This is a genomic window from Streptomyces sp. NBC_01077, from assembly GCF_045162855.1.
GTDB lineage: Bacteria > Actinomycetota > Actinomycetes > Streptomycetales > Streptomycetaceae > Streptomyces.
On sequence record NZ_CP108669.1, the window covers coordinates 2,958,856 to 2,985,194 of the forward strand.

At 72.3% G+C, this 26,339-nt stretch carries 18 protein-coding genes; 13 read left to right on the forward strand and 5 right to left on the reverse strand.

Translation table 11 applies throughout. The features are described 5' to 3' along the window. The first annotated feature begins 68 nt into the window (after window positions 1–68). Entirely contained in the window at window positions 69–974 is a 906-nt protein-coding gene (locus OG462_RS13200) for an aldo/keto reductase (protein ID WP_406057551.1), read from the forward strand. A 69-nt stretch (window positions 975–1,043) separates the two neighbouring features. Here OG462_RS13200 and OG462_RS13205 read toward each other — a convergent pair whose 3' ends face one another. After that, on the reverse strand, window positions 1,044–1,763 hold the full coding sequence (locus OG462_RS13205) for a VWA domain-containing protein (protein ID WP_406057553.1): 720 nt from the start codon (window positions 1,761–1,763) through the stop codon (window positions 1,044–1,046). Then, window positions 1,754–2,371 (reverse strand): PadR family transcriptional regulator, encoded by a 618-nt coding sequence (locus OG462_RS13210; protein ID WP_406057555.1) that lies wholly within the window; start codon window positions 2,369–2,371, stop codon window positions 1,754–1,756. The genes OG462_RS13205 and OG462_RS13210 overlap by 10 nt, the downstream gene beginning before the upstream one ends. A 133-nt stretch (window positions 2,372–2,504) precedes the next feature. Here OG462_RS13210 and OG462_RS13215 point away from each other — a divergent pair, with 133 nt between their 5' ends. The 6 genes from OG462_RS13215 to OG462_RS13240 all read left to right on the forward strand — a co-directional run bounded on the left by OG462_RS13215 (window position 2,505) and on the right by OG462_RS13240 (window position 11,381). Then, window positions 2,505–3,632, forward strand: a complete 1,128-nt coding sequence (locus tag OG462_RS13215) for an LLM class flavin-dependent oxidoreductase (RefSeq protein WP_406057557.1) — start codon at window positions 2,505–2,507, stop codon at window positions 3,630–3,632. A 20-nt stretch (window positions 3,633–3,652) separates the two neighbouring features. Beyond that, complete coding sequence (locus OG462_RS13220; RefSeq protein WP_406066523.1) at window positions 3,653–4,405, forward strand: SDR family NAD(P)-dependent oxidoreductase; 753 nt, start codon at window positions 3,653–3,655, stop codon at window positions 4,403–4,405. Beyond that, on the forward strand, window positions 4,402–5,328 hold the full coding sequence (locus OG462_RS13225) for an alpha/beta hydrolase (protein ID WP_406057559.1): 927 nt from the start codon (window positions 4,402–4,404) through the stop codon (window positions 5,326–5,328). Before OG462_RS13220 ends, OG462_RS13225 begins: the two co-directional genes overlap by 4 nt. A 67-nt stretch (window positions 5,329–5,395) precedes the next feature. Continuing rightward, window positions 5,396–10,606, forward strand: coding sequence for a caspase family protein (locus OG462_RS13230; protein WP_406057561.1), 5,211 nt, complete (start codon window positions 5,396–5,398; stop codon window positions 10,604–10,606). Further along, window positions 10,603–10,929: a hypothetical protein gene (locus OG462_RS13235; protein ID WP_406057563.1), complete on the forward strand. Its 327-nt coding sequence runs from the start codon at window positions 10,603–10,605 to the stop codon at window positions 10,927–10,929. The genes OG462_RS13230 and OG462_RS13235 overlap by 4 nt, the downstream gene beginning before the upstream one ends. Next, entirely contained in the window at window positions 10,926–11,381 is a 456-nt protein-coding gene (locus OG462_RS13240; RefSeq protein WP_406057565.1) for a hypothetical protein, read from the forward strand. The genes OG462_RS13235 and OG462_RS13240 overlap by 4 nt, the downstream gene beginning before the upstream one ends. A 124-nt stretch (window positions 11,382–11,505) precedes the next feature. Here OG462_RS13240 and OG462_RS13245 read toward each other — a convergent pair whose 3' ends face one another. The 3 genes from OG462_RS13245 to OG462_RS13255 all read right to left on the reverse strand — a co-directional run bounded on the left by OG462_RS13245 (window position 11,506) and on the right by OG462_RS13255 (window position 18,784). Next, entirely contained in the window at window positions 11,506–12,966 is a 1,461-nt protein-coding gene (locus OG462_RS13245; RefSeq protein ID WP_406057567.1) for a glutamate synthase subunit beta, read from the reverse strand. Beyond that, entirely contained in the window at window positions 12,959–17,530 is a 4,572-nt protein-coding gene (gene gltB / locus OG462_RS13250) for a glutamate synthase large subunit (RefSeq protein WP_406057569.1), read from the reverse strand. Before gltB ends, OG462_RS13245 begins: the two co-directional genes overlap by 8 nt. Window positions 17,531–18,055: 525 nt before the next feature. Further along, on the reverse strand, window positions 18,056–18,784 hold the full coding sequence (locus OG462_RS13255; protein ID WP_406057571.1) for a VIT1/CCC1 transporter family protein: 729 nt from the start codon (window positions 18,782–18,784) through the stop codon (window positions 18,056–18,058). A gap of 255 nt (window positions 18,785–19,039) precedes the next feature. Between OG462_RS13255 and OG462_RS13260 the strand changes: the two genes are divergently transcribed. From OG462_RS13260 to OG462_RS13285, 6 genes are all read left to right on the forward strand, one after another. Beyond that, window positions 19,040–20,035, forward strand: coding sequence for an ADP-ribosylglycohydrolase family protein (locus OG462_RS13260; RefSeq protein ID WP_406057573.1), 996 nt, complete (start codon window positions 19,040–19,042; stop codon window positions 20,033–20,035). Window positions 20,036–20,166: 131 nt separating this feature from the next. Continuing rightward, window positions 20,167–21,555, forward strand: a complete 1,389-nt coding sequence (locus OG462_RS13265) for an ADP-ribosylglycohydrolase family protein (protein ID WP_406057575.1) — start codon at window positions 20,167–20,169, stop codon at window positions 21,553–21,555. After that, complete coding sequence (locus OG462_RS13270; protein ID WP_406057577.1) at window positions 21,512–22,690, forward strand: ADP-ribosylglycohydrolase family protein; 1,179 nt, start codon at window positions 21,512–21,514, stop codon at window positions 22,688–22,690. The genes OG462_RS13265 and OG462_RS13270 overlap by 44 nt, the downstream gene beginning before the upstream one ends. Further along, window positions 22,687–24,162 (forward strand): ADP-ribosylglycohydrolase family protein, encoded by a 1,476-nt coding sequence (locus tag OG462_RS13275; RefSeq protein ID WP_406057579.1) that lies wholly within the window; start codon window positions 22,687–22,689, stop codon window positions 24,160–24,162. The genes OG462_RS13270 and OG462_RS13275 overlap by 4 nt, the downstream gene beginning before the upstream one ends. Further along, window positions 24,159–25,097, forward strand: coding sequence for a ribokinase (gene rbsK, locus OG462_RS13280; protein ID WP_406057581.1), 939 nt, complete (start codon window positions 24,159–24,161; stop codon window positions 25,095–25,097). Before OG462_RS13275 ends, rbsK begins: the two co-directional genes overlap by 4 nt. Then, the gene (locus OG462_RS13285) at window positions 25,094–26,329 is read left to right on the forward strand and encodes a CaiB/BaiF CoA transferase family protein (protein WP_406057583.1); all 1,236 of its coding nucleotides are present in this window, start codon (window positions 25,094–25,096) and stop codon (window positions 26,327–26,329) included. Before rbsK ends, OG462_RS13285 begins: the two co-directional genes overlap by 4 nt. Window positions 26,330–26,339: the final 10 nt, after the last annotated feature.

Sequence of the window (26,339 nt, forward strand, 5' to 3'; positions counted from 1 at the left end):
GTGACCCCCCTCACCTTCGCCCCTGCGGGCTTGAACCTCACACCCGTGTGAGCTCCTACGGTCCGAGCATGACGAACCACACGAACTCCTCGGACACGACGATATTCCAGCTCGGCGGCGACCTCCCGGTCCGGCGTGTCGGATACGGCACGATGCGACTCGCCGACGGTCCCGGCGACCCGACCGGCCCGGAGGCCCGCATCTGGACGGCCCCGGCCGACCGGGCGGCGGCGGTGAACCTGCTGCGGACGGCCGCCGAGGCGGGCGTCACCCTCTTCGACACGGCGGACGCGTACGCCCTCGGGGCCGGGGAGGAACTGCTCGCCGAGGCACTGCATCCGTACGGCGACGGGATCGCGGTGGCCACCAAGGTCGGTGTGGTCCGGCCGTCCCCCACCGAGTGGGTGCCGCTCGGCCACCCCGCCTATCTGCGCCAGCAGGCCGAGCTGAGCCTGCGCCGGCTGCGCACCGAGCGGATCGACCTCCTCCACCTGCACCGTCTCGACGAGAACTTCCCGGTCGCCGAGCAGGTCGGCGCCCTGCGGCGGCTCCAGGAGGAGGGCAAGGTCCGGCACATCGGGCTCTCGGAGGTGACGGTCGCCCAGCTGGCGGAGGCCGAGACGGTCGCGCCGATCGCGGCCGTGCAGAACCTCTACAACCTGGCGACCCGCGACCACGAGGCCGTCGTCGAGCACACCGCCGGGCGCGGGATCGCGTTCGTCCCCTTCTTCCCGGTCGCCATGGGCGGGCACGCGGGCCCGGACGGGCCGGTCGCCCGGGTCGCCCGGGAGATCGGCGCCACCCCGTCACAGACGGCCCTGGCCTGGCTCCTGCACCGGGCCCCGCACATCCTCCCGATCCCGGGTACGTCCTCGGCCGCCCACCTCGTGGAGAACCTGGGCGCGCTCGACGTCACCCTCACCGAGGAGCAGTTCACGCGGCTCGGCGAGGAGGTGAGGGCAGACGCCTCGTGAACGGACGGCTCACGGCCGGGTGGCTCGCGACCGGACGGCTCACGCCCGGACGGCTCACGACGGGACGGCTCACGACCGGACGATGCCCTGGGCCCGGGCCGCGGCGAGCCAGGCGGGGAAGTCGGCGACGAGCCTGTCGTACAGCTCCGCGTCCGGGACCCGGCTCGGGTCCCGGCCCGCGTGGAAGAACCCGGAGTTGTCGATGGGCCGCTTCGTCGGCACGTCCAGTTCGTCGAGCCGGCGCAGGAACTCGAACTGCCGGCTGCCGGGGTCGCCGAAGCCGATGAACTGCCAGAAGATCGGCAGCCGGGCCGCCTTGCACACGTACCGCTCGGCCGCGAGCTTGTTGATCGGCCCGCCGTCGGTCTGGAAGACGACGAGCGCGGGGGCGGTGGAGCCGCTGTCGAGGTAGTGGTCGATGACGGCGTCCATGGCGAGGTGGTAGCTGGTCTTCCCCATGTGGCCGAGGCCGGCGACGATCCGGTCGATCCGGCCGGCGTGGTCGTCGAGCCGGATCTCGGTCTCGGCGTCGATGTCGGTGGAGAAGAAGACGACCGGCACCCGGCCGTCGTCGTCGAGGTGCGCGGAGAGCCCCAGCACCCGGTCGGCCAGGGCCTGTACGGCACCACTGGTGTAGTACGGCTTCATCGACCCCGAGTAGTCGACGACGAGGTGGACGGCGACGCGCTCCCCGTCGATCCCGGACCGCCGCAGCGACTCCCCCGCCTGCTGGTAGAGGCTCACCAGGGCGGGCGCGGTCTCCTCGACCTTGCGCAGGCTCAGCGCCATGGACGGTTCCTCTCCAGCTCCTCGATGTCCGCGAGCATGGCGTCGGCCAGGTCGCGCTCGGCGGTGTAGTAGCGCTCGGCCCAGGTGAGGGTGAGCCGGGGGTACGCCCATGCCTCGTCCGCCGCCGAGTCCGCCACGTCCGCCTCGGCGCGCAGCCGCATGCTCTCGGCGTACTCCCGGTGCGCGGCGAGGATCTCCCGCATCCGGTCGGGTTCGAGGAGATGGCCGAGCCAGAGCCGCAGCATCGGACCGTGCTTGAGGACGGGCGGGTCGAGGGGGGCCGTGCGGGCCCAGAGCCTGACGGCGGCGAGGCCCTCGTCGGTGATCCGGTACACGCGCTTGTCGCGCGAGCCGGCCTCCGGGGCGACCAGGCGCGATTCGGCGTATCCGGCCTTCTCCAGGCGCTTGAGCTCGCTGTAGATCTGACTGAACGACGGGCTCCAGTAGAAGAGTCCCAGCGACCGGTCCGACCATTTCTTGAGGTCGTAGCCGGACAGCTCACGCCCGAAGGAGAGCAGTCCGAGCACGGCCCAGCTCGTCGCGGGGAGCCCGGGCAGTTCCGCCGGTTCCCGCGACTCCGGCCCTGGGGCCGTCAACTCGTCTGCCACGGACGGCAGTCTACGGCTCTTCCTTCCTCCTCCTATGCCTGCTAGAAGTATTTCGATTAGGCATAGTCGCCGTCAGCGCCTCCGCAGCCGGAGCCGCCGTCGGTGACTCCGCAGCCGCTGGGAGGAGCTCCCGTTGAAGTTCTCCATGATCTTCGAAGCACAGCTCGTCGACCCCACCCCCGCCCGCGAACACCGCGTCATCCACGACTGCGTCGAACAGGCCGTCCTCGCCGAGGAGATGGGCTTCGACCGGATCTGGGCGGTCGAACACCATTCCCTCAGCCAGTACGCCCACATGAGCGCGTCCGAGATCTTCCTGACCTGGGTCGCCGCCCGCACCCGGACCATCCGCGTCGGCCACGGCGTGGTCACCATGCCCTTCGGCTACCAGCACCCCGTGCGGGTCGCCGAACGCGCCGCCATGCTCGACGTGCTCTCCGGCGGCCGGGTCGACGTCGGCGCCGGACGGGGCGCGACCCGCCAGGAGATGCGGATGTTCGGGGTACACCCCGAGGACACCCGGCCGCAGACGGAGGAGGCCCTGCGGATCTTCGCCGCCGCGTGGCGCGAGCCGGAGTTCGAGTGGCACGGCTCGCTCGACATCGGCCCCGGCGCGGTCCTGCCCCGCCCCGCCCAGCACCCGCACCCGCCGCTCTTCATGGCCTGCTCGCAGCACGAGTCGCTCCGGCAGGCGGCCGAACTCGGCATCGGCGCCCTGGTGATGGGGTTCGCGGGCGCCGACGACGTCCGCGCGATGCGCACCGTGTACGACGAGGCCGTCGCCGCGCGGGACGGATCGCGGTTCGTCTCGACCGAGGTCAACGACCACTTCTCCGCCCTCTGCCCGACGATCGTCCTGGACGACGCCGACCGCGCCCTCCGGCTCGGCACCCGCGGCCAGCGCTTCTTCGCCGAGTCGATCGCCCACTGGTACGGCGGTGCGCCCGCCCCCACCGGCTACGCGGAGGACGAGGACCACGCCGGCGCCCTCGCCCGCGAACGGGACGAGCTGATCGCCCGCCTGCACGAGGCGAACGTCCCCGCCCGGCCGGTCGACACCGGCACCTACAACACCGACCACGCCTACGGGGACTCCGCCACGGCGATCGCCTACGTCGAACGGCTCCGGGAGATCGGCATCGACGAGGTGATGTGCCTGATCCAGATGGGAACCGTGCCGCAGGAGGACTGCCTGGAGACCATCCGCCAGTGGGGCACGAAGGTCATCCCGCACTTCCGCGCGCTGGAGATGCAGGCGTGAACGGCGGCCCGGCGACCGGCCTGACGTCCGGCCCGACGTCCGGCCCGACCACGAGCCGCCTCCACGGCAAGGTCGTGATCGTGACGGGCGCGGCGCGCGGCCAGGGCGCGGCCGAGGCCCGGCTCCTGGTGGCGGCCGGGGCGCGCGTCGTCCTCACCGACGTGCGGGAGGAGGAGGGGAGGGCGGTCGCGGCGGACCTCGGCGGGTCGGCCGTCTTCGTCCGCCACGACGTGACGTCGGCCGAGGACTGGCGGACCGTGACGGACAGGGCGGTCGCCGCGTACGGCAGGCTCGACGGGCTCGTCAACAACGCGGCGCTGTGGCGCACGGCGCCCGTGGAGTCGGAGACGTACGAGAACTTCGAACTCCTCCTCCGGGTCAACCTGTTGGGCCCGTTCCTCGGCATCCAGGCCGCTCTCCCGCGGCTCCGGGAGTCGGGCGGCGGCTCGATCGTGAACGTGTCGTCCACGGCCGGCCTGACCGGTGTCCCGGGCCACGCGGCCTACGGCGCGGGCAAGTTCGGCCTGCGGGGCCTCAGCCGCTCGGCAGCACGTGATCTCGCCCCGTACGGCGTCCGCGTCAACTCGGTCCACCCGGGCGCCGTCGACACCCCCATGACCGCGGCGGTCGCGGAGAAGGACTGGTCGCACGTGCCGCTCGGCCGGATGGGCCGCCCGGAGGAGGTCGGGGAGCTGGTCGCCTTCCTGCTCTCGGAGGCGTCGTCGTACGTGACGGGCGCCGAGTTCACGATCGACGGAGGTCTCACCGCATGACGACCGATCCGCTCACCCCGGCCGACCCCCTTACCCCAGCCGACCCCCTCACCCCGACCGATCCCCTCACCCCGGCCGCCCGCGCGCTCTGCGACGCGATGTCGGCCGGCTTCCCCCGCCCGGAGGCGGGCGCGGAAGCGCTCCGGGCAGCGGCCCGGGCCCACCTCGGCGAGATACCGCCCGCCCCTTCCGCCTCGGTGAGCGGAGTCCCGGTCCGCGTGTACGAGGGCACGGACGACCTGGTCGTCGTCTTCGCCCACGGCGGTGGCTGGGTCCTCTGCGACCTGGACACCCACGACCGGACGTGCCGCGCGCTCGCCTCCCGTACCGGCGCCACCGTCGTCTCCGTCGACTACCGGCGCGCGCCCGAGCACCGCTTCCCGGCGGCCGAGGACGACGTGTGCGCGGCCTTGGGGTGGGCGGCCGACAGGTATCCGGGCCGCCCCCTCGTCCTGGCGGGCGACTCCAGCGGCGGCAACCTGGCCGCGGCGGCCGCCCTGCGGGCCCGCGACCGTGGCGGCCCGGTGGTCGCGGGTCAACTCCTCGTGTACCCGGCCCTGGACCACCGCCTGGAGGGGCCCTCGGCGCGGGCCTTCGCGGAGGGCTTCTTTCACACCACGGCCCATATGCGCTGGTACTGGCAGCAGTACGTGGGCCCGGAGGGCGACCCCGCCGCCGCCTCCCCCGGCCTGACGGCCGACGTCACCGGACTGCCCCCGGCCCTCCTCGTCCTCGCCGACTGCGACCCGCTGCGCGACGAGGGCCTCGCCTACGCCCGCCGCCTCTCCGCCGCGGGCGTCCCGGCCCAGGCCCACCTCCACACGGGCATGTTCCACGGCTTCCTCGGCGGAGCGGGCCTGCTCCCGGAGGCGGACGCGGCCCTGGACACGGCGGCGGCCTGGCTGAGGACTCTGCGGCGATGAGCCCCCTGCGACAGTGAGACCGCCGCATCACCCCGGGGCCCCGAGCCCGGCCGGACGTTCTGGAATCATGTCCTTCCAGGGGCGCCACACAGGGGAGTTGGGGGTACGGGTGAGCTCGACGACGGCCGCGCCGGCGGACACGACCGAGGAGCCGGAGACCGGCAGGCGACGGGCGCTGCTCATCGGAGTGGGCCGCACCGCGTTCCTGGAACGGGACGACACCCTCTCCCGCCGCTTCCCCCCGCTCGGCTTCGTCGACCGGGACGTCGAACTGGTCGGGGACGCCCTCGCCGAGTCCGGCTACACGGTCGAAGCGCTGCACCCCGGCCACCGCCTCCCGGAACGGCAGGACACGAGCGTCGGCTCGATCGTGAGCGCCGTGGAGGAGTTCCTCCTCTCCTGCGAGGCCGGCGACACCGCCTTCCTGTACGTCTCCTGCCACGGGGTGACCGTCGGCGAGCGCGAGTACCTGATCACCTCGGACACACGGCCCCGCGCCGACGGTTCCCTGATCGCGCAGACCACTCTCGAGGTCAGCCCCGAGGTCCTGCTCGGCCCCGTACCCGACGGCGTCACGGTCGTCCTCTGCCTCGACACGTGCCGTACCGACCAGCCGCCCTCACCGGCGGACTCCCGCGAGACGCCCCTCGCGACCTCCTCCCACCTCGACGTGGCGTGGCTGCGCGCGAGCGGACGCGGACAGCCGGCCTACGCCGACCCCGAGAAGGGCAGTCACTTCGGCATCGCCCTCTCCGAGGCCCTGTCCCGCAACAGTCCCCCGAAGACCTTCAGGGAGGTCCACGCCTTCGTCCGGGACCGGGTCAAGCGGCTCACCTCCCGGCTCACCGAAGCCCCGCCGACGGTCGACTTCCACTGCGTGGAAGGCCTCGGTGACCGGCTGGTCCTCTGCCGGGGCTCCCGGGTGACCGAGCGCTGGGCCGAGGCCATCGACGCTTCCGCGCTCTGGCAGCACACCTCGCACGAGGCCGGCACGCACGAGCGGGTCAAGGAGAAGCTCGCCGACCTGGCGCGCGAGGTCGCGAAGAGCCGCCTCGTCACGGACTCGGCCCTGGCCACCCCGTGGAGCGATCCGGAGTACCCGATCCGGGTCGTGGAGCGCCTCGGCAGCCTGGTCGAGGCCGCCCGCCTCACCGGCCCCGAACGCCTCTCCCCCGCCGAGACCGCGGCGCTGCTCGCCGCTCCCCTGCTGCACGAGGGCGTCGTCGCCATCGCCCTGAGCGAGCTGGCGGCCCTGCGGCCGGACCGGATCGACCGGCGCGAGGACGGCCGGGGACGGGACGCCGTCACCCCGCACGACCACCTGGTGTGCGACGCCGCACGGGACGTGTCCCGGGCGCACTCGCAGGTCAGTCTGGCGGCCGAGACACTGCGTCGACGCCACCTCCCCGAAGCGGCCACAGCGGCCGACCACTGGCTGCGGCACCGTTTCATCGCCGACTGGGACCGTCTGTGGGACCGTACGGGCGACTACGCGGCGGTCGACCACCTGATCGACATGGTGGTCGGCGCCGTCGCCGTCGGATCCGCCGGCGAACTCACCGCACGAAGCCTGACCCTGATCAGTCGTCAGTTGCGTCAGGTCCTGGCCCACGTCACCGTCGCGCCCGGCAGCAGCCCCCGCATCGACGACAGCGGCGAACTCCGCTGGAGCGAGCACCCCGCGGTGCCCGGCAACGCGTGGCGCGCCCGTGACCTCGCGTATCTCGTCTGGCTGGCCTCCCTCCTCGCCGCGGACCCCCGGCGCATGTCCAGCGTCCTCGTCGACCATCTGGGCGCCCACCGCCGCCTCGTGCCGTCGGACGTCATCGCGGCCCTCTCCGAGTACCGCCTCGACCCCCCTGGCGAGCACACGGGGACCGGCGGCAGCGGCGGGTACGACCTGGCGGTCAACTTCCTCTGCCCGCACCCCGCGCTGCACGCGGCCGTGGAGGAGCTGGCCGCGACCGCCGACGCGTCGGTCCGGGCGCGCCACAAGGGCTGGAAGGAGGCGCGCACGAACGCCCCCGACCTGCTGCGCGGCATCCCGCGCAAGGTGACCACGGAGTTCCTGGAGCCGCTGGAACAGCAGTACACGAAACCGCTGGAACGCTTCCGGCTCGCCGAGGACGAGATCCGCCCGCTGCTCATGGGCACCCAGCTGTACGGTGACAAGATGCTCGCCGTCCGGGAGCTGTACCAGAACGCCCTGGACGCCTGCCGCCACCGGCAGCTGCGCGTCGCGTACGGGCAGCGGCTGAGCAAGTGCGGGGCGAAGGGCCCGGATCCGGAGATCACCTTCGTCCAGGGGTACGACGACGAGGACCGTCCGTACATCGAGTGCCGCGACACGGGAACCGGCATGAGCCGCCGGAAGCTCACCTCGATGTTCGCCCGCGCCGGCAAGCGGTACGAGCAGGACCCGGACTTCGTCCAGGAGCGCCGGAACTGGCGGCGCGCGGGCATCGAGCCGATCCCCTTCAACAGCCGTTTCGGCATCGGTGTGTTCAGCTACTTCATGCTGGCCGAGGAGGTCGTGGTCACCACCTCCACCATCGACCTCCACGGCAACCCGTCCCGCACGGAGGCCCCGCTCCAGGCCACCATCCAGTCCGGCTCGGGCCTCCTGGAGATCGTCGAGGCCCCCACCGCCCCGGAACGCGGCGGCACGGTGGTCCGCCTCTACCTGAGCGCGGACGGCGAGACACCGCCGTCCCTGGTGCAGACGCTGCGGAAGCTGCTGTGGGTGAGCGACCACCGGGTGACGGCGGTGGAACTGGACCGTGAAGGCGACCGGATCCGCTCTGCGGAGTGGACGCCGGGCGAGCTCCACCCCTCGGAGGACTGGCCGGCCTCACCGGCCAGAGCGGGGAAGGACGCGTGGCTCACCCAGGGCAAGGGCCGGCTCCTCCTGGACGGCGTGGTGATCAGGAACGCGCCGGAAGTCGACGGCTACGTCTTCAACCTGCGCGAACGCGACCAGCCGGTCCCGACGGTGGACCGCAACGGGCTGATCGACTACGACGAGGAGGGCGTGGAACGCCGCCTCCTCGCGGCCGTTCCCGAGGCCGTCGGCGCGTTCGAGGAGGTGTCGCTGCGCTGGCTGTGGGACCTCGCCCTGAGCGAACCGAAGCTGGCGGTGAAGATCTTCGACTCACTCGACGAGGACGCGGTGGGGGTCCTGCACACGACGCACGAGGAGCACAGCCTCGCCTCGCCGACCCTTCGCCTGCGCGACGTGGGCTGCCTGCCGTCGGACCGCATGGTGATGCACCGCAATACCTACAACCACCCATACGAAAGCGGCGGGGTGTACGCAGGGACGGCATTGCATCGCTGGAGGCTCTCCTCCCTCGGGGTGGAACGCCAGAGGGACGACCTCTTCGCCCCGGACGGATACCCCAAACCCATCGGCCTGGACACCCTGCTCTTCGCCACCCGCACGCTCAACGGTTCCTGGGCGGCGGCCCTCCGCGCGTCCGCACTGACGGGCGAGTCCCTCGCCGTGAGCGTGCGTGCTCAGCGCCGCTTCGCCGTCGCCGGGGTGCACGTGCCGGAGGTCCCCGAGGTCCGCGCGTTGAGAGAGGTCTTCCCGACCTTGGTGATGGCCGACCTCGCCCACATCCACGATGCCGTGAGTCGTTTCGGTGCCGGGCGCGCAACCCCGAGCCCCGCCGTCTTCGCCCCGCTCCTGGTGATCGCCCTCGACCACGGCATCACCCTGGCCGAGGCGCTTTCCTCTGTGCGGGAACTGACCCGCACCGTGCCGTTGCCCTCTTGGGAGGACGCGCCCCGGGTCTCCGTGGGCGTCGTCTCGGAGACCGAGGTCAGCACACTGGCCACTTCCGAGGAACGGTATCCACGGCACAGGCTGCAGTCCTGGCAGGAGGGGGTCGTCCACCCGGTCGACCTCCTGGTGCGGGCCCCGTCCGTCGCGCAGCGCGAGCACTTCGTCGAGCGGATCGAGCAGCTGAAGGAACTGGGATTCTCCTTGGGCCCCGGGGTCTCCGACGCGACGCTCGGCCATCGGGCCCTGAGCGGCGAAGAGCGCCGCCTCCTCTCACAGAGGATCGACGGCGAGCCTCCCTGGGTCACCGCTCCGCTCACCATGCTGGACGTCCTCGCGCGCTCCGCGACCATGAACATCCCGGTCGGTCGCGTGGCGGCACGGATCAACAGCCTCGCCGCCGCCACCGGCGTGTCGGCACCCCCGGTACCCGACGGGGCCGCCGACTGGACGGCGCCTCCGTGGATCCGTGGCCTCCTTCCCGGCCCTGAGGAGAATCCCGGCCCCATCGGCCCCTGGCGTGTCGTCACGGCGCTCCACCAGTCGCCGCCCGCCGTCGAATCGGCAGAGCAGGATCTACAGCACCTGGATGCCTGTGGTGTCCTCGCCGCCGGCTGTTTCGACCTCGTCGGAGCGAACGCCCAGCAGATCGCCGAGGACCCTCGGCTCGAACGGCTGCTCCTTCTCGTGCGGCCGAACTCGGCCCGCGGCCTGGTTCGATGGGACCTCGACGCGGACGGTTTCGCCTTGGAGCCGCTGATCCACCTCGCCGCCCGGGAACGCACCACCCTGGCTGCTCAGGCCGAGCTGATCGCGGCGCTCCCGCTGCCCCTCCCCCTGAAGGTCGTCGACCTCCCGGAATCGCTCCGGTCGCTGCCCCCGATCGCCAGGATCGGTTTGCTCTTCCCGCCGGTAACCAGCGGGAGAATGGCGTTCGCGGCCACACTCACGTGGCAACGCCTCCTGAGGCATGCCCTTGCCCCGGGCAGCAGCCTCGGCGAGACCGTCCGCACCGTCCTCGCCTTCCAGCCGTTCGGCGGGCCGGTCCTCCCGGGCCCCTTCACCGGCCCCGACGCCGACCTCCTCAAGGACTTCACCCCCGACGAGTTCGACCTGACGGCCTTCGAGGACGGCCTGCTCGGCGCCGGCACCCTCGGGCCCCTCGAACTCGTCCTCGTCGCCGGCCGGTTCGACCGGACGCTCGCGGAGACGTACGAGCGCTACGCACCCTTCCGCTGCCTCGGGCTCGACGTCACGGTCCAGGAGCCGGTCGGCGCCGAGCGGGACCTCGTGCCCGACTGGCGCGACGTCATCGTGCTCACGGCCCGCCTGACCGGGCGTGGCCCCGCTCTCGAGGGCGCCGTCGACCCCGACCACATCACCCTGTGCGCCGAGGAGACGGACCTCTCCGAGACGCAGGTCCTGGACCGGCTGAGCAGGTACGACCGCCTTTTCGACCTCACCCTTCCCGCCATCGGAGACCGCAGCTCATGAGTTCCGCCACCCCCTACCGCCCCAAGGATCTCCCCCTCACCCAGCCCGTCACCACCTTCCTCTGGCAGAACGACGGAACCGGCCGCACGGAGGCCACCGGCGAGTGTCCCGAGTGCCGGTGTGTGACCACCCGGGAGTGGAGGGACATCCAGTACGTCGCCAAGGGCCCGTCCGCACCGGACAAGCACGCGTTCGACAACGGTGAGCCGAAGTTCGCCCAGTGTCATTGCCCCACCTGGCACGTGAACCGGCCCGCCGAGGTCCCCGACGGCTGCGGTACCTCGTTCTGGATCGCGCTCCCGCCGCAGGGCCTTTCGCTGTGAACGAGTTCACCGCCGCGGAACTGCGGGACGCCGACAACCGCGTACGGGCCATGGCGACCCCGCCCGAGCAGCTGCGGGCGGCGCTGCATCAGGCGGAGGGGTACCGGAACTTCCTGACCACGCTCACCGGGCTGCTCACCGTCGTCTTCGTGCTCAAAGGGCAGGAGAACCTGAGCAAGATGACGACCGGCCCGAGGTGGTGGGTGATCGGGCTGCTCACCGGGGCGTTCCTGCTGCTGCTCCTTGCGTCCTGGCTGATGGTCTCGGCCGTCCACGAGCGCCCGGGGAAGAAGCTGCGGTCGGGGGCGGAGTACCTCCTGCGGTACGAGCGGCGGCGGGCCAGAACTGTACGGCGCATGACCTCCTGGGCCCGCTGGATGGGCCTCGTCGGCGTCCTCGCCGTATCGGCCGCCTCGCTGATCACCTGGATCTTCCCGGGCCCGACCGCCTGACCCGCTGTCCACGTCCGCACGCGCAACAGCGCCCACCCAGTCGTCCGGTCGGGGACATTCGGGGGGCGCCGCGCTCAGTTCCGTACGTCGTTGTACGGGACGTTTTCGGGGTGATCCGGTCGGATCAGACCATCAGCGAACGGTCCGTCGGGCGGATCGGGGCCGGCAGGGAGCTGGCTCCGGTCAGGTAGCGGTCCACGCCTCGGGCGGCCGAGCGGCCCTCGGCGATGGCCCAGACGATGAGCGACTGACCGCGGCCGGCGTCGCCGGCGACGTACACGCCATCGACATTGGTGGCGAAGTCCGCGTCTCGGGCGATGTTACCCCGCTCGTCGAGGTCCAGACCAAACTGGGCGACCAGGCCGTTCTCCACGTCCGTGCCGGTGAAGCCCATCGCGAGCGTGACCAGCTGGGCGGGGATCTTGCGCTCCGTGCCCGGCTTCTGGGTCAGCTTGCCGGCGACGAACTCGACCTCGACGAGGTGGAGGAACTGCACGTTGCCGTCCTCGTCGCCCTCGAAGTGGGTGGTGGAGACGGAGTAGACCCGCTCGCCGCCCTCCTCGTGCGCGGAGGTGACCTTGTACAGCATGGGGAAGGTCGGCCAGGGCTGGCCGGCCGCCCGGTCCTCGCCCGGCCGGGGCATGATCTCCAGCTGCGTGACGGAGGCCGCGCCCTGGCGGTGGGCCGTACCGACGCAGTCGGCGCCGGTGTCGCCGCCGCCGATGACGACGACGTGCTTGCCCTCGGCGGTGATCGGCGGGGCCACGAAGTCACCCTCGACGACCTTGTTGGCCAGCGGCAGGTACTCCATGGCCTGGTGGATGCCGGAGAGCTCGCGGCCCGGGACGGGCAGGTCGCGGGCGGTGGTGGCGCCGGCGGCGATGACGACCGCGTCGTAGCGGTTGCGGAGCGCCGTCGCCGGCATGTCGCGGCCGATCTCGACGCCCGTGCGGAACTTGGTGCCCTCCGCGCGCATCTGCTCGATGCGGCGGTTGATGTGCCGCTTCTCCATCTTGAACTCGGGGATGCCGTACCGGAGGAGTCCTCCGATGCGGTCCGCGCGCTCGTAGACGGCGACGGTGTGGCCGGCCCGGGTCAGCTGCTGGGCGGCGGCGAGACCCGCCGGACCGGAGCCGATGACGGCGACGGTCTTGCCGGAGAGGCGCTCGGGCGCCTGCGGCTTGACGTCGTTGGCGTCCCACGCCTTGTCGATGATGGAGACTTCGACGTTCTTGATGGTGACGGCCGGCTGGTTGATGCCGAGCACGCACGCGGACTCGCACGGTGCCGGGCACAGACGGCCGGTGAACTCCGGGAAGTTGTTGGTGGCGTGCAGGCGCTCCTGCGCCGCCGACCAGTCCTCGCGGTAGGCGTAGTCGTTCCACTCGGGGATCAGGTTCCCGAGGGGGCAGCCGTTGTGGCAGAACGGGATGCCGCAGTCCATGCAGCGGCCGGCCTGCTTGCTGATGATCGGCAGCAGGGAGCCGGGAACGTAGACCTCGTTCCAGTCCCTGACACGCTCGCCCACGGGGCGGGTCTTGGCGACCTCGCGACCGGTGGTCAGGAAGCCCTTGGGGTCAGCCATGGGTCGCCGCCTCCATCATCTTCTCGGTGGTCTCGGCCTCGGAGAGACCGGCGAGCTCAGCGGCGTCCTTGGCGGCGAGCACTGCCTTGTACGTGGTGGGGATGATCTTGCTGAACCGGTCCGCGTTCACGGCCCAGTCGGCGAGCAGCTTCTCGGCGACCGTGGAGCCGGTCTCCTCGTGGTGGCGGCGCACGACGTCGTGCAGCCACGCCTTGTCGGTGTCCGACAGGGCCTCGATCGCGCCCAGGTTGCCGGAGTTGACGTTGTCCCGGTCGAGGTCGACGACGTAGGCGACACCGCCCGACATGCCGGCCGCGAAGTTGCGTCCGGTCTCGCCGAGGACGACCGCCGTACCGCCGGTCATGTACTCGCAGCCGTGGTCGCCCACGCCCTCCGAGACGACCAGGGCGCCGGAGTTGCGGACGCAGAAGCGTTCGCCGGTGCGGCCGCGGAGGAACAGTTCGCCGCCGGTCGCGCCGTACCCGATGGTGTTGCCCGCGATGGTCGAGTACTCGGCGAGGTGGTCGGCGCCCCGGTCGGGGCGGACGACGACCCGGCCGCCGGAGAGGCCCTTGCCGACGTAGTCGTTGGCGTCGCCCTCCAGGCGGAGAGTGACACCGCTCGGCAGGAAGGCGCCGAAGGACTGGCCCGCGGAGCCGGTGAAGGTGATGTCGATGGTGTCGGCCGGGAGGCCGGCGCCGCCGAACTTCTTCGTCACCTGGTGGCCGAGCATGGTGCCGACCGTGCGGTTGATGTTGCGGATGGCGACCTGGGCGCGGACCGGCTGGGCCTCCTCGGCGGAGGCGGCGTTGAGGGCCTCGGCGGCGAGCTGGATCAGCTCGTTGTCGAGGGCCTTCTCCAGACCGTGGTCCTGCTCGATCAGGGCGTGGCGGACCGCGCCCTCGGGCAGCTCCGGCACGTAGAAGAGCGGCTCCAGGTCGAGACCCTGCGCCTTCCAGTGCGTGACGGCGCGGCTGGTGTCGAGCAGCTCGGCGTGGCCGACGGCCTCTTCGATGGTGCGGAAGCCCAGCTCGGCGAGGATCTCGCGGACCTCTTCGGCGATGAACTCGAAGAAGTTGACGACGTACTCGGCCTTGCCGGAGAACCGGTCGCGCAGGGCGGGGTTCTGGGTGGCGATGCCGACCGGGCAGGTGTCCAGGTGACAGACGCGCATCATGACGCAGCCGGAGACGACGAGCGGCGCGGTCGCGAAACCGAACTCCTCGGCGCCGAGCAGCGCGGCGATGACGACGTCGCGGCCGGTCTTGAGCTGGCCGTCGGTCTGGACGACGATGCGGTCGCGCAGGCCGTTGAGCAGCAGGGTCTGCTGCGTCTCGGCGAGGCCGAGCTCCCAGGGACCACCGGCGTGCTTGAGGGAGGTGAGCGGCGAGGCGCCCGTACCGCCGTCGTGGCCGGAGATGAGGACGACGTCCGCGTGGGCCTTGGAGACACCGGCGGCGACCGTGCCGACGCCGACCTCGGAGACCAGCTTCACGTGGATGCGGGCGACCGGGTTGGCGTTCTTGAGGTCGTGGATCAGCTGAGCCAGGTCCTCGATGGAGTAGATGTCGTGGTGCGGCGGCGGCGAGATGAGGCCGACGCCGGGCGTCGAGTGACGCGTCTTGGCGACCCACGGGTAGACCTTGTGGCCGGGCAGCTGGCCGCCCTCGCCGGGCTTGGCGCCCTGGGCCATCTTGATCTGGATGTCGTCGGCGTTGACCAGGTACTCGCTGGTGACGCCGAAGCGGCCGGAGGCGACCTGCTTGATCGCGGAGCGGCGGGCCGGGTCGTAGAGGCGGTCCGGGTCCTCGCCGCCCTCACCGGTGTTGGACTTGGCGCCCAGCTGGTTCATGGCGACGGCGAGGGTCTCGTGGGCCTCGCGCGAGATGGAGCCGTACGACATGGCGCCGGTGGAGAAGCGCTTGACGATCTCGGCGACCGACTCGACCTCGTCGATCGAGATCGCGGGACGGTCCGAGGTGAAGCCGAAGAGGCCGCGGAGCGTCATCAGCCGCTCGGACTGCTCGTTCACCCGGTCCGTGTACTGCTTGAAGATGTCGTACCGCTTGTTGCGCGTGGCGTGCTGCAGGCGGAAGACGGTCTCCGGGTCGAACAGGTGCGGCTCGCCCTCGCGGCGCCACTGGTACTCGCCGCCGATGTCCAGGGCGCGGTGCGCCGAGGGGACGCCGGAGACGGGGTACGCCTTGGCGTGGCGGGCGGCGACCTCCTTGGCGACGACGTCGAGACCGGCGCCGCCGATCTTGGTGGCCGTGCCGTTGAAGTACGTGGCGACGAAGGTCTCGTCGAGGCCGACGGCCTCGAAGACCTGGGCGCCGCGGTAGGAGGCGACGGTGGAGATGCCCATCTTGGACATGACCTTGAGGACGCCCTTGCCGAGGGCGTAGATCAGGTTCCGGATGGCCTCTTCGGGCTCCAGGCCCTCGATGAAGGTGCCGGCGCGGACCAGGTCCTCGACGGACTCCATGGCGAGGTACGGGTTGACCGCCGCGGCGCCGTAGCCGATGAGCAGGGCGACGTGGTGGACCTCGCGGACGTCACCGGCCTCGACGAGCAGACCCACCTTGGTGCGCTGCTTGGTGCGGATGAGGTGGTGGTGGACGGCCGCGGTGAGCAGCAGCGAGGGGATCGGCGCGTGCTCGGCGTCGGAGTGCCGGTCGGAGAGCACGATGAGGCGGGCGCCGCCCTCGATGGCGGTGTCGGCCTCGGCGCAGATCGCGTCGATGCGGGCGGCGAGGGCCTCGCCGCCGCCGGAGACCCGGTAGAGGCCGGAGAGGGTCGCGGCCTTCATGCCGGGCATGTCGCCGTCGGCGTTGATGTGGATGAGCTTGGCCAGCTCGTCGTTGTCGATCACCGGGAAGGGCAGGGTGACGCTGCGGCACGACACGGGGGTCGGCTCAAGCAGGTTGCCCTGGGGGCCGAGCGAGGAGCGCAGCGAGGTCACGAGCTCTTCGCGGATGGCGTCGAGCGGCGGGTTGGTGACCTGCGCGAACAGCTGGGTGAAGTAGTCGAAGAGCAGCCGCGGGCGGGCGGACAGGGCCGCGATCGGCGAGTCCGTGCCCATGGAGCCGAGGGGCTCGCCGGCGGTGCGGGCCATCGGGGCGAGGATGACGCGGAGCTCTTCCTCGGTGTAGCCGAAGGTCTGCTGGCGGCGGGTGACCGAGGCGTGGGTGTGCACGATGTGCTCGCGCTCGGGGAGGTCGGAGAGCTCGATCTCGCCGGTCTCCAGCCACTCCGCGTACGGGTTCTCGGCGGCGAGGGCGGCCTTGATCTCGTCGTCCTCGACGATGCGGTGCTCGGCGGTGTCGACGAGGAACATCTTGCCGGGCTGGAGGCGGCCCTTGCGGACGACCTTGGCGGGGTCGATGTCGAGGACGCCGACCTCGGAGGAGAGGACGACGAGGCCCTCGTCGGTGACCCAGTAGCGGCCGGGGCGCAGACCGTTGCGGTCGAGGACCGCGCCGACCTGGACGCCGTCGGTGAAGGTGACGCAGGCCGGGCCGTCCCAGGGCTCCATCATCGTGGAGTGGTACTGGTAGAACGCGCGGCGGGCCGGGTCCATCGTCTCGTGGTTCTCCCACGCCTCCGGGACCATCATCAGGACCGCGTGGGGCAGGGAGCGGCCGCCGAGGTGGAGCAGCTCCAGGACCTCGTCGAAGGAGGCCGAGTCGGAGGCGTCCGGGGTGCAGATCGGGAAGATCCGGGAGAGGTCCTTGCCCTCGCCGCCGAAGACCGTGGAGTCGAGCTGGGCCTCGCGGGCGGTCATCCAGTTCCGGTTGCCCTTGACGGTGTTGATCTCACCGTTGTGGGCGACGAAGCGGTACGGGTGGGCCAGCGGCCAGCTCGGGAAGGTGTTGGTGGAGAACCGGGAGTGGACCAGGGCCACGGCGGTGGCGCAGCGGCGGTCCGACAGGTCCGGGAAGAAGGGCTCCAGCTGGCCGGTGGTCAGCATGCCCTTGTAGACGATGGTGCGGGCGGAGAGCGACGGGAAGTACGTCGCGGCCTCACGCTCGGCGCGCTTGCGCAGGACGAAGGCCTTGCGGTCCAGCGCGATGCCCGTGGCGTCGCCGGCCGCGTCCGAGACGAAGAGCTGGCGGAAGACCGGCATGGTGGAGCGGGCGGAGGCGCCGAGCAGCTCGGGGGCGACGGGGACCTCACGCCAGCCGAGGACGTTCAGGCCCTCGTCGGCGGCGATCGTCTCGATCTTCGCGGCGGTCTCGTCGGTGCCGTCCTCGGGGAGGAAGGCGATGCCGACGGCGTACGCGCCGGCTTCGGGAAGGTCGAATCCGGCGGCCTCGCGGAGGAAGGCGTCCGGGACCTGGAACAGGATGCCGGCGCCGTCACCGGAGTCGGGCTCGGAGCCGGTGGCGCCGCGGTGCTCGAGGTTGCGCAGTACGGTCAGCGCCTGCTCGACCAGCGCGTGGCTGGCTACACCGGTGAGGGTGGCCACGAACCCGACACCACAGGCGTCGTGTTCGTTACGGGGGTCGTACATCCCCTGCGGAGCAGGGCGACCGTCCATGGGCGACCAGGCGTCGGAACGCATCGGCTCTCCCGTCGTCGTCGTGGCTGGGGGCACCTCCCAGACGACGTCTGGGGGAGCTACTGCCGAGGGACGACGTTGGCCCTCCGCGAAATTTCGTGCAGGTTACATCATGGCTGGCTTCTCGCTAAGTGGATAGCTCGTTCCAGCATGCGGACACCACCGACACGGAGCGGTGGTGTGGGTTCACCTGTGGTTTGCGAGGTCAGAGGCCTGCCCCGCGGGGACGGATCGAAGTGATCCGGAGGATCTCCGGGTTTTCGGCGACCCGTCACTGTGTGGGCTTCATTGCCCAGCGACGCTCATGCCTCATTCCCGTTGGTCATGGGTTCGAAACCGCCGAGTAACCGGCTACATATGTGGCGTCCTGCATAGTGTCTCATCGCTGCGGCGGATCGGACCAGGGATATACGTCACAGCCGTTCCGGGGCTTACGTCCCGAAAAGGGGCCACGAAAAGACCGAGAGATCCCCTTTGGGAGCCTCTCGGTCTTCTGCGGAGGTACGGAATCCGCACCGGCCCCGCGGGCTACAACGCGGCCCCGAGGAGCACGCCGAGGCCGTACGTGACGGCCGCGGCGGCACCGCCGAGGACGAGCTGGCGCAGTCCGCTGAAGAGCCAGCCGCGGGCGGTCACCCGGGCCACGAGGGCACCGCAGGCGAAGAGTCCGACCAGCGCGAGCAGCACGGCGGGCCAGAGCGCGGTCGCCCCGAGCAGATACGGGAGCAGGGGGAGCAGCGCGCCGAGCGCGAACGAGCCGAAGGACGAGACCGCGGCGACCATCGGCGACGGCAGGTCGTCCGGGTCGATGCCGAGCTCCTCCCGGGCGTGGATCTCCAGGGCCTGCTCGGGGTCCTTCGACAGCTGCATCGCGACCTCGCGGGCGAGCGCGGGCTCGACGCCGCGGGAGACGTAGAGCGCGGCGAGCTCTTCCATCTCGTCGATCGGGTGCTTGCGCAACTGGCGGCGCTCGACGTCCAGTTCGGCCTGGACGAGTTCGCGCTGCGAGGCGACGGAGGTGTATTCGCCGGCCGCCATGGAGAAGGCACCGGCCGCGAGTCCGGCGAGGCCGGTGATGACGACGGTCTGCGTGGAGACCGCGCCGCCGGCGACACCGGTCATCAGGGCGAGGTTGGACACGAGTCCGTCCATCGCGCCGAACACCGCCGGACGCAGCCAACCGCCGTTCACGTCGCGGTGCGTGTGGTTGTCGCGGTGGGCCTCGTGCAGTGGCGCCTGAGCTTCGATGATGGACATGGCTCTCCCCTCGTTCCGGCGGGCCGGGTTGCACCCGCCGCCCCCAACACCCTCGAAAATACGCGCGATGTAAGGGGCCCGCCAGCAAGGCAGGCCGTACTTACTAAGGCGTGCCTTGCTGCGTGAACCGGGTTCTGGCGTGGTGTCAGGCGGGTGACAGAGACGTTTCTTCGGCGAGTTCGCGGCCCGTGGTGGCACAGATCCAGGCATCGGGGCGCCATCGATGCGCCCCCACCGAGGAAGGGGCCACGAACCATGGTGACCACCACGGCATGCGACACGCGCGAACGGGCGAGAGGGGCACTGCTCGGCCTCGCCGTAGGCGACGCGCTCGGCGCGCCCGCCGAGAACATGCGGCCCTCCGAGATCCGTCGCCGCTGGGGCCGGATCGAGGGCTTCGTGACGGACAGCCCGGCGGGCACCGACGACACCGAGTACGCCATCTTCTCGGCGCTGCTCCTCGCCCGGCACGGCTCGGCGCTCACCGTCCACCACGTCGAACGGGCCTGGCACCACTGGATCGCCGACCTCGACGAAGGCCCGTTCCGCGGCGCGGGCTTCTCGGAGCGCGGCACCCTGGAGAACCTCCGACGGGGCCTCGCCGCGCCGATCTCCGCCCAGCATCGGCACGCCTGGAGCGACGGTCTCGCCATGCGGGCGGCGCCCTTCGGGGTGTTCGCGGCCGGCCGCCCCGCGGAGGCGGCCCGCCTCGTCGCGATCGACGGCAGCGTCAGCCACGACGGCGAGGGCATCTACGGAGGCCAGGCGGTCGCGGCGGGCGTCGCGGCCGCGATGGCCGGGGCGGGCGTGACCTCGGTGATCGCGGCGGCGCTCTCGGCCGTCCCGATGGACTCGTGGACGGCCCGCTCGCTGCGCCGCGCGGTGGTCGCGGCCCAGCGCGTCCAGCCGGACCCGCTCACCCGCGAACGCCAGGTCCGCTCGGCTGTCGTCATCGGCGGCTACCCGTGGACGGACCTGGCCCCGGAGGCGGTGGGCCTGGCGTTCGGCGCCTTCGCGGCGGCGCGGGGCGACTTCCGTACGGCGGTCCTGACGGCCGTCAACATGGGCCGCGACGCCGACACCACGGCGGCGGTGGCGGGCGCGCTGGCCGGTGCGGCCGGCGGACTGCGGTCGATCCCCGAGGAGTGGGCCTCGGCCATCACCCCGGTCACGGGCAGCTGCCTCCCCTCCATGCGCGGCTACCACGTCCTGGACGTGGCAGACCTCCTGACCCCGGACGGAGAGTCCTGATGAGCGGTGACACGACGACTGCTGCTGCTGCAGCTGCTGTGGGCAACGACCCCGCCGCTGTGGGCAATCGTTCCGCAGGGCGGTCGGGGCACCCCCGGACGGAGTCTGGGGGAGGGCGGGCACAGCACCCGTTGCCGGATACCGGCCCCCTGCTCGGCGCCCACCAGGACCTGGCGGCGCCGGTGCCGGACGCCGACTCGCTGGACCTCGCGCCGCGGGACCTCCCATCGGTGCCGGTCACGGACGTACTGGACCTCGCACCACAGGCTCCCGCCCCGCCCCACGGCACCGGTTCATGGGGAGCCGCCCACCAGGTCCCGGTCGAACACCCCACGCCGGCCGCACAGGCCAGAGCCGACCGCGACGCAGTCGAGGGCCTCCTCCTCGGCCTGGCCGCAGGCGACGCCGCCGGATGGCCCGCCGCCAGGCACCGCGCCGCCCGCATGCCCGAGTGGACCCGCCGTCTCACCCGCGAGCTCGACACCTTCGCCGAGCAGAACGCCACGACCACCCTCCCCGTCCCCATCGCCCTCAACCAGCCCCCCGAGCCCCTCCGTCTCGGCCCCTCCGACGACGCCGAGTGGGCGGCCTTCACCGCCGAGGCGATCCTCACCGCCTCCGGCCCGGTCTTCACCGGACTCCCCCCGGAGCGCCGTCTCCGCGCCGCCGTCGACCTCGCCTGGAACGCCCTCGCCGGACAGGTCGCCGCCGCCGCGGACCGCGCCCCCGAGGTCGAGTCCGCCGTGCTCCCGCTCCGCGCCCGGATCTCCGTCCGCGCCGGCCTCGGCAATCTCGCCACCGGTCTGCGGCCGCCCGCCACCGGCCACGACAACCCGCACTTCTTCGACGACGCCGCCTGCGTCCGGGCCGTCGTCCTGGCCGTCGCCCACCCCGGCGACCCCCGCGCCGCCGCCCAACTCGCCGAGTTCGACGCCCGGTACACCCAGGACGGTGACGGAGTCCACGGCGCCCGCGCCATGGCGGCGGCCGTCGCGGCGGCGCTCGGCGGGGCGACGGTCGACGAGGCCGTCGAGGCGGCGCTCGCCGAACTCCCGCCCGTCACCGAGATCGGCCGCAACGCCCGGTACGCGGTGAAGCTGGCCCAGACCGCCGGTTCGGCCTTCGAACTGGTCCCGCTCCTGGAGCACCAGATCGTGGACCACGTGTACAGCTACGGCATCGCCGCCGCCGAGACCGTCCCGGTGGCGCTCGCGCTCGCCACCGCCGCCCGGGGCGAGACGGCGGCCGCCGTCCCGGCCGCCGTCTGTCTCTCCCGGGTCGCCGACTCCGCCCCCGCCCTGGCGGGCGCGCTCACCGGGGCGCTGGGCGGGGGCCGTTCGGTGCCGGCGACCTGGCGCGAGGCGTGCCGGACGCTGGCGGGCTGCGCGCTGCCCCGGCTCGCGGGCACGGATCTGGTCGAACTCGCCGGGCTGCTCGCAGCCACGGAACCGGCCACCCCGGGTGGACAATTCCGACATGACACCCACAGTGGCACCCCCAGTGACACCCACGCTGGATGACCGGATCACCGGAAGTCTCCTCGGGGCCGCCGTCGGCGACGCGCTCGGCGGCCCCGTCGAGGGCTACACCCCCGAGCAGATCGTGGAACGCCACGGCGGCCGCGTCACCGGGATCGTCGGCCCCTGGAACGGCGGCGAGTGGCGCACCGCCCGCCCCATCGCCCCGTACCACAAGGGCGACGGGCACGTCACCGACGACACCTTGATGACCCATGCGCTGATCCGGGTGTACGAGAAGGTCCGCGGCCACCTGGACGCGTACGCGGTCGCGGACCATCTCGTCCCCGACCTGATGGGCTCCCCCGTCTGGATCCCCGAACTGGAGGCGGAGGCCCTCCCGCTCCAGCGGATCTTCCTGGCCGAGAAGTGGCTGGTGGCTCGCCTCCACTACGGCCATGTGGACCCGCGGGAGGCCGGCAGCGGCAACATCGTCAACTGCGGCGCCGCGATGTACATGGCGCCGGTCGGGCTCGTCAACGCCGCCCACCCGGAGGCCGCGTACGCCGAGGCCCTCGACGTCGCGGGCGCGCACCAGTCCTCGTACGGCCGAGAGGCGGCGGGCGTGTTCGCGGCGGCGGTGGCGGCGGCGTGCGTGCCGGGCGCCACACCGTCGTCGGTGGTCGATACGGCCCTGGCGCTGGCGAAGGACGGGACGCGGGCGGCGATCGAGGCGGTGGCGGAAGTGGCCTCACGGCACCGGGACTTCGAGTCGGCGCTGAGCCCGCTCCGCAAGGCGGTGGCCCCCTTCGACTCGGTGGGCCCCGACTACCGCGCGCCGGGCCTGGGCGCCCGGCGCCCGTCCCGTCTCCACGCGATCGAGGAACTCCCGATCGCCCTCGGGATGCTGCTGGTCGGAGAGGGCGACTTCCGGCGTACGGTCCTGGGCTCCGTCAACTACGGCCGTGACTGCGACTCGATCGCCACGATGGCGGGCGCGATCGTGGGCGCGCTGCACGGGGAGCCGGCGGTGCCGTCCGAGTGGGCGAAGCAGGTGGCGGAGGCAAGTCGTCTGGACCTCCACGCCCCGGCGAGGGCCCTGACGCAGGTGACCCACGAGATCTTCGCTCAGGACCTGGCACGCCGCCGAGCCCACGAGTCGGCGTTCACGACCCTGACGAGCGCGGCCGACCGATGAACCTCCGCCTGACGTGGGTCCAGCCGGAGGACCTCCTGGGCCACGAACTCCGCCAGGCGTCGGAGGACGGCCGCGACGCGCGCGCCCTCGCGGCCCGCTGGGCGGCGGCGGGCGGTCGGCCCGCCCCGGAAACGGCCGGGGCTTCCGTCGCCCCCCGCCCGGACCTCCGCCCCCTGGCAGAGGAACTCCTGGACACCCTGGCATCCCTCCCGACCCCCCTGTCGGACAGCGAACCGACCCCCCTCCCCGAGATCCAGAAACTGACGGCCCCCCACACCGTCTCTCCCGCAGGCCCGTTGCCGGATTGCGGCTTCCCGCGCGCAGCGCAGGGTACCCGGGGCTTCGGGAGCGGAGCCCCCGGTCCCGTCAGGGTTTCGGGAAGGGGCGGGGTGGGGGAGAGCGACGCCCTGCGCAACCGACTGCACGCCGCCTGGCTGGGCCGCGCCGCCGGCTGTCTCCTCGGCAAACCTGTCGAGAAACTCCCCCTGTCCGCCATCCGCGCCCTCGCCCGCGCCACCGGCAACTGGCCCCTCTCCACCTGGTTCACCGCCCGCGGCGTCCCGCCCGAGCTGCTCGCCGCCCACCCCTGGAACCGCCGCTCCGCCCCCACCTCCCTCGCCGAGAACATCGACGGGATGCCCGAGGACGACGACCTCAACTACCCCCTCCTCAACCTGCTGCTCCTCCAGCGCTACGGTCGCGACTTCAGCACCGCCGACGTCGCCCGCCTCTGGCTCGACGAACTTCCCGCCGGCCGCACCTTCACGGCCGAGCGCGTCGCCTACCGCAATCTCCTCGACGGGATCGAACCCCCGCTGACCGCCGTCCACCGCAACCCGTTCCGCGAGTGGATCGGCGCCCAGATCCGGGCCGACGTCCATGGCTGGACGCACCCGGGCGACCCGGTCGCCGCCGCCGAGCAGGCGTACCGGGACGCCACCCTCACCCACACCGCGAACGGCGTCTACGGCGCCATGTTCGTCGCCGCCACCCTCGCCACCGCCGCCACCGGCACCGCCGACGTCCATCAGGCGCTCGCCGAGGGACTCGCCGTGATCCCCCCGCGCTCCCGCCTCTCACAGGCCGTCCGCCGGGGAATCGGACTCGCCCGCACCGCACACTCCGAGGGCGCCGACTTCGACACCGTGGTCGACCGCCTGCACGCCGAACTCGGCGGGTACCACTGGGTGCATGCCGTCCCCAACGCCGCTCTGCTCGCCGCCGCCCTCACCCACGCCGACGGCGACTTCACCCGCTCCATCTGCGCGGCGGTCTCCGGCGGCTGGGACACCGACTCCAACGGCGCCACCGCCGGTTCGGTCGCCGGGCTGCTCGCGGGGCACCCGGACCGGCTGCCCGAGCGCTGGACCTCCCCCCTCAAGAACCGTCTCGCGACCTCGGTCCCGTCCTTCGACGGCATCGGCTTCGACACCCTGGCCGAACTGACCCACCTGGAGGCAGTACGCCCATGACCAGCATCGTCGTACTCGGCAGCACCAACATGGACCTCGTCGCCTACGTCCCGAAGGCCCCGGCCCTCGGCGAGACCGTCACCGGCCGCTCCTTCCGTACGATCCCGGGCGGCAAGGGCGCCAACCAGGCCGTCGCCGCCGCCCGCGCCGGCGGCGAGGTGTCGATGATCGGCGCCGTCGGCGCGGACGACTTCGGCGCCCGACTCCGGGCCACACTGGAGCACTGCTCGGTGGACACCGACCTCCTGCGCACCTCCGAGGGCGCCTCCGGCACCGCCCACATCGTCGTCGACGACGAGGGCGGCAACGCGATCGTCGTCGTCCCCGGCGCGAACGGCACCGTCACCTCCCTCAGCCACGGCGACGAGGCCCTCATCGGCACCGCCGACGCCCTGCTCCTCCAGCTCGAACTCCCCTTGTCCGTCGTCGTGGAGGGCGCAGCGACCGCCCGCCGCCTCGGCGTCCGCACCGTCCTCACCCCCGCCCCCGCCCAGCCACTTCCTCCCGAGCTCCTCGCCTCCATCGACCTGTTGGTCCCCAACGAGCACGAGGCCGCCGCGCTCACCGGCCTGACCGACCCCCGCGAGGCCGCCCTTGCCCTGCTCCGGGACGTCCCCGAGGTGGTCGTCACCCTCGGGGCGGCCGGCAGCCTGTACGCGGTACGCGGCGCCGATCCGGTGACGGTGCCCGCGCCCCGCGTCCGGGCCGTGGACACCACCGGGGCCGGTGACACCTTCGTCGGCGCACTGGCGGTCGCCCTCGGCGAGGGCCGCCCCGCGCCCGAGGCCCTCGCCTGGGCGGGGACCGCCGCCGCGCTCTCCGTCCAGCGCGAGGGCGCGTCGACGTCGATGCCGTACCGCGCCGAGATCGAGGCCGCCTTCGGCTCCCTCGACGAGAACGAGGACGAGGACAAGAGGGAGACCGACCGCGTATGACGCCCACGCCGCACACCCCCACGGCACCCACCGCCACTCCCCCGCCCCAAGCACCCCTGCACGGCCTGCGCGTCCTGGATCTCGCGACCCTCTTCGCCGGCCCGCTCGCCGCCACGATGCTCGGCGACTTCGGCGCCGACGTCGTCAAGGTCGAGCACCCCCGCAAGCCCGACCCGTCCCGCGGCCACGGCCCCGCCAAGGACGGCATCGGTCTCTGGTGGAAGGTCCTCGGCCGCAACAAGCGGGCGATCACCCTCGATCTGTCGTCCCCCGGCGGCCGCGACACCCTCCTCGCGCTCGCCGCCGACGCCGACGTGATCGTGGAGAACTTCCGCCCCGGCACCCTGGAACGCTGGGGTCTGGGCTGGGAGGAGCTCTCCACCGTCAACCCGCGTCTGGTCCTCGCCCGGGTCACCGGCTTCGGCCAGTTCGGCCCGTACGCCCACCGCCCCGGTTTCGGCACCCTCGCCGAGGCGATGAGCGGTTTCGCCGCCATCACCGGCGAGCCCGAGGGCCCGCCCACCCTGCCCCCTTTCGGCCTGGCCGACTCGATCGCCGCCCTGGCCACGGCGTACGCCGTGATGACGGCGCTCACCGCGAGGACGACGACCGGTCGCGGCCAGGTCGTCGACATGGCGATCATCGAACCGATGCTCGCGGTCATCGGGCCCCACCCCCTCTGGTACGACCAACTCGGCTATGTCCAGCCCCGCACGGGCAACCGCTCCCGCAACAACGCCCCGCGCAACACGTATCGGACCTCCGACGGCTCCTGGGTCGCCGTCTCCACGTCCGCCCAGTCGATCGCCGAGCGGGTGCTGCGGCTCGTCGGCCGTCCGGAGCTGATCGACGAGCCGTGGTTCGCCGACGGCACGGGCCGGGCCGAGAACGCGGACGTCCTGGACGAGGCGGTCGGCTCGTGGATCGCCCGCCACACCCGGGACGAGGCGATGGCGGCCTTCGAGAAGGCGGAGGCGGCGATCGCCCCGGTCTACGACATCCGGGACGTCGTCGCCGATCCGCAGTACCGGGCGCTCGGCACCGTCACCGAGGTGCAGGACCCCGAACTCGGCCCGATCAAGATGCAGAACGTCCTCTTCCGCCTCTCCGAGACGCCCGGAGCCATCCGCTGGCCCGGCCGCCCCCACGGCGCCGACACCACCGCCGTCCTCTCCGAACTCGGCCTCAGCCCCGCGGAGATCGGCACCCTCCGCGAGCAGGGAGCGGTATGAGCAACGTGAG

Excerpts from the sequence above, each read along its gene's own strand:
- rbsK (WP_406057581.1), top strand. The coding sequence starts at position 24,159 with ATGACCAGCATCGTCGTACTCGGCAGCACCAACATGGACCTCGTCGCC.
- OG462_RS13245 (WP_406057567.1), bottom strand. The coding sequence starts at position 12,966 with ATGGCTGACCCCAAGGGCTTCCTGACCACCGGTCGCGAGGTCGCCAAG.
- OG462_RS13260 (WP_406057573.1), top strand. The coding sequence starts at position 19,040 with ATGGTGACCACCACGGCATGCGACACGCGCGAACGGGCGAGAGGGGCA.
- OG462_RS13230 (WP_406057561.1), top strand. The coding sequence starts at position 5,396 with ATGTCCTTCCAGGGGCGCCACACAGGGGAGTTGGGGGTACGGGTGAGC.
- OG462_RS13255 (WP_406057571.1), bottom strand. The coding sequence starts at position 18,784 with ATGTCCATCATCGAAGCTCAGGCGCCACTGCACGAGGCCCACCGCGAC.
- OG462_RS13205 (WP_406057553.1), bottom strand. The coding sequence starts at position 1,763 with ATGGCGCTGAGCCTGCGCAAGGTCGAGGAGACCGCGCCCGCCCTGGTG.
- OG462_RS13275 (WP_406057579.1), top strand. The coding sequence starts at position 22,687 with ATGAACCTCCGCCTGACGTGGGTCCAGCCGGAGGACCTCCTGGGCCAC.
- OG462_RS13235 (WP_406057563.1), top strand. The coding sequence starts at position 10,603 with ATGAGTTCCGCCACCCCCTACCGCCCCAAGGATCTCCCCCTCACCCAG.
- gltB (WP_406057569.1), bottom strand. The coding sequence starts at position 17,530 with ATGCGTTCCGACGCCTGGTCGCCCATGGACGGTCGCCCTGCTCCGCAG.
- OG462_RS13225 (WP_406057559.1), top strand. The coding sequence starts at position 4,402 with ATGACGACCGATCCGCTCACCCCGGCCGACCCCCTTACCCCAGCCGAC.
- OG462_RS13200 (WP_406057551.1), top strand. The coding sequence starts at position 69 with ATGACGAACCACACGAACTCCTCGGACACGACGATATTCCAGCTCGGC.
- OG462_RS13270 (WP_406057577.1), top strand. The coding sequence starts at position 21,512 with ATGACACCCACAGTGGCACCCCCAGTGACACCCACGCTGGATGACCGG.
- OG462_RS13285 (WP_406057583.1), top strand. The coding sequence starts at position 25,094 with ATGACGCCCACGCCGCACACCCCCACGGCACCCACCGCCACTCCCCCG.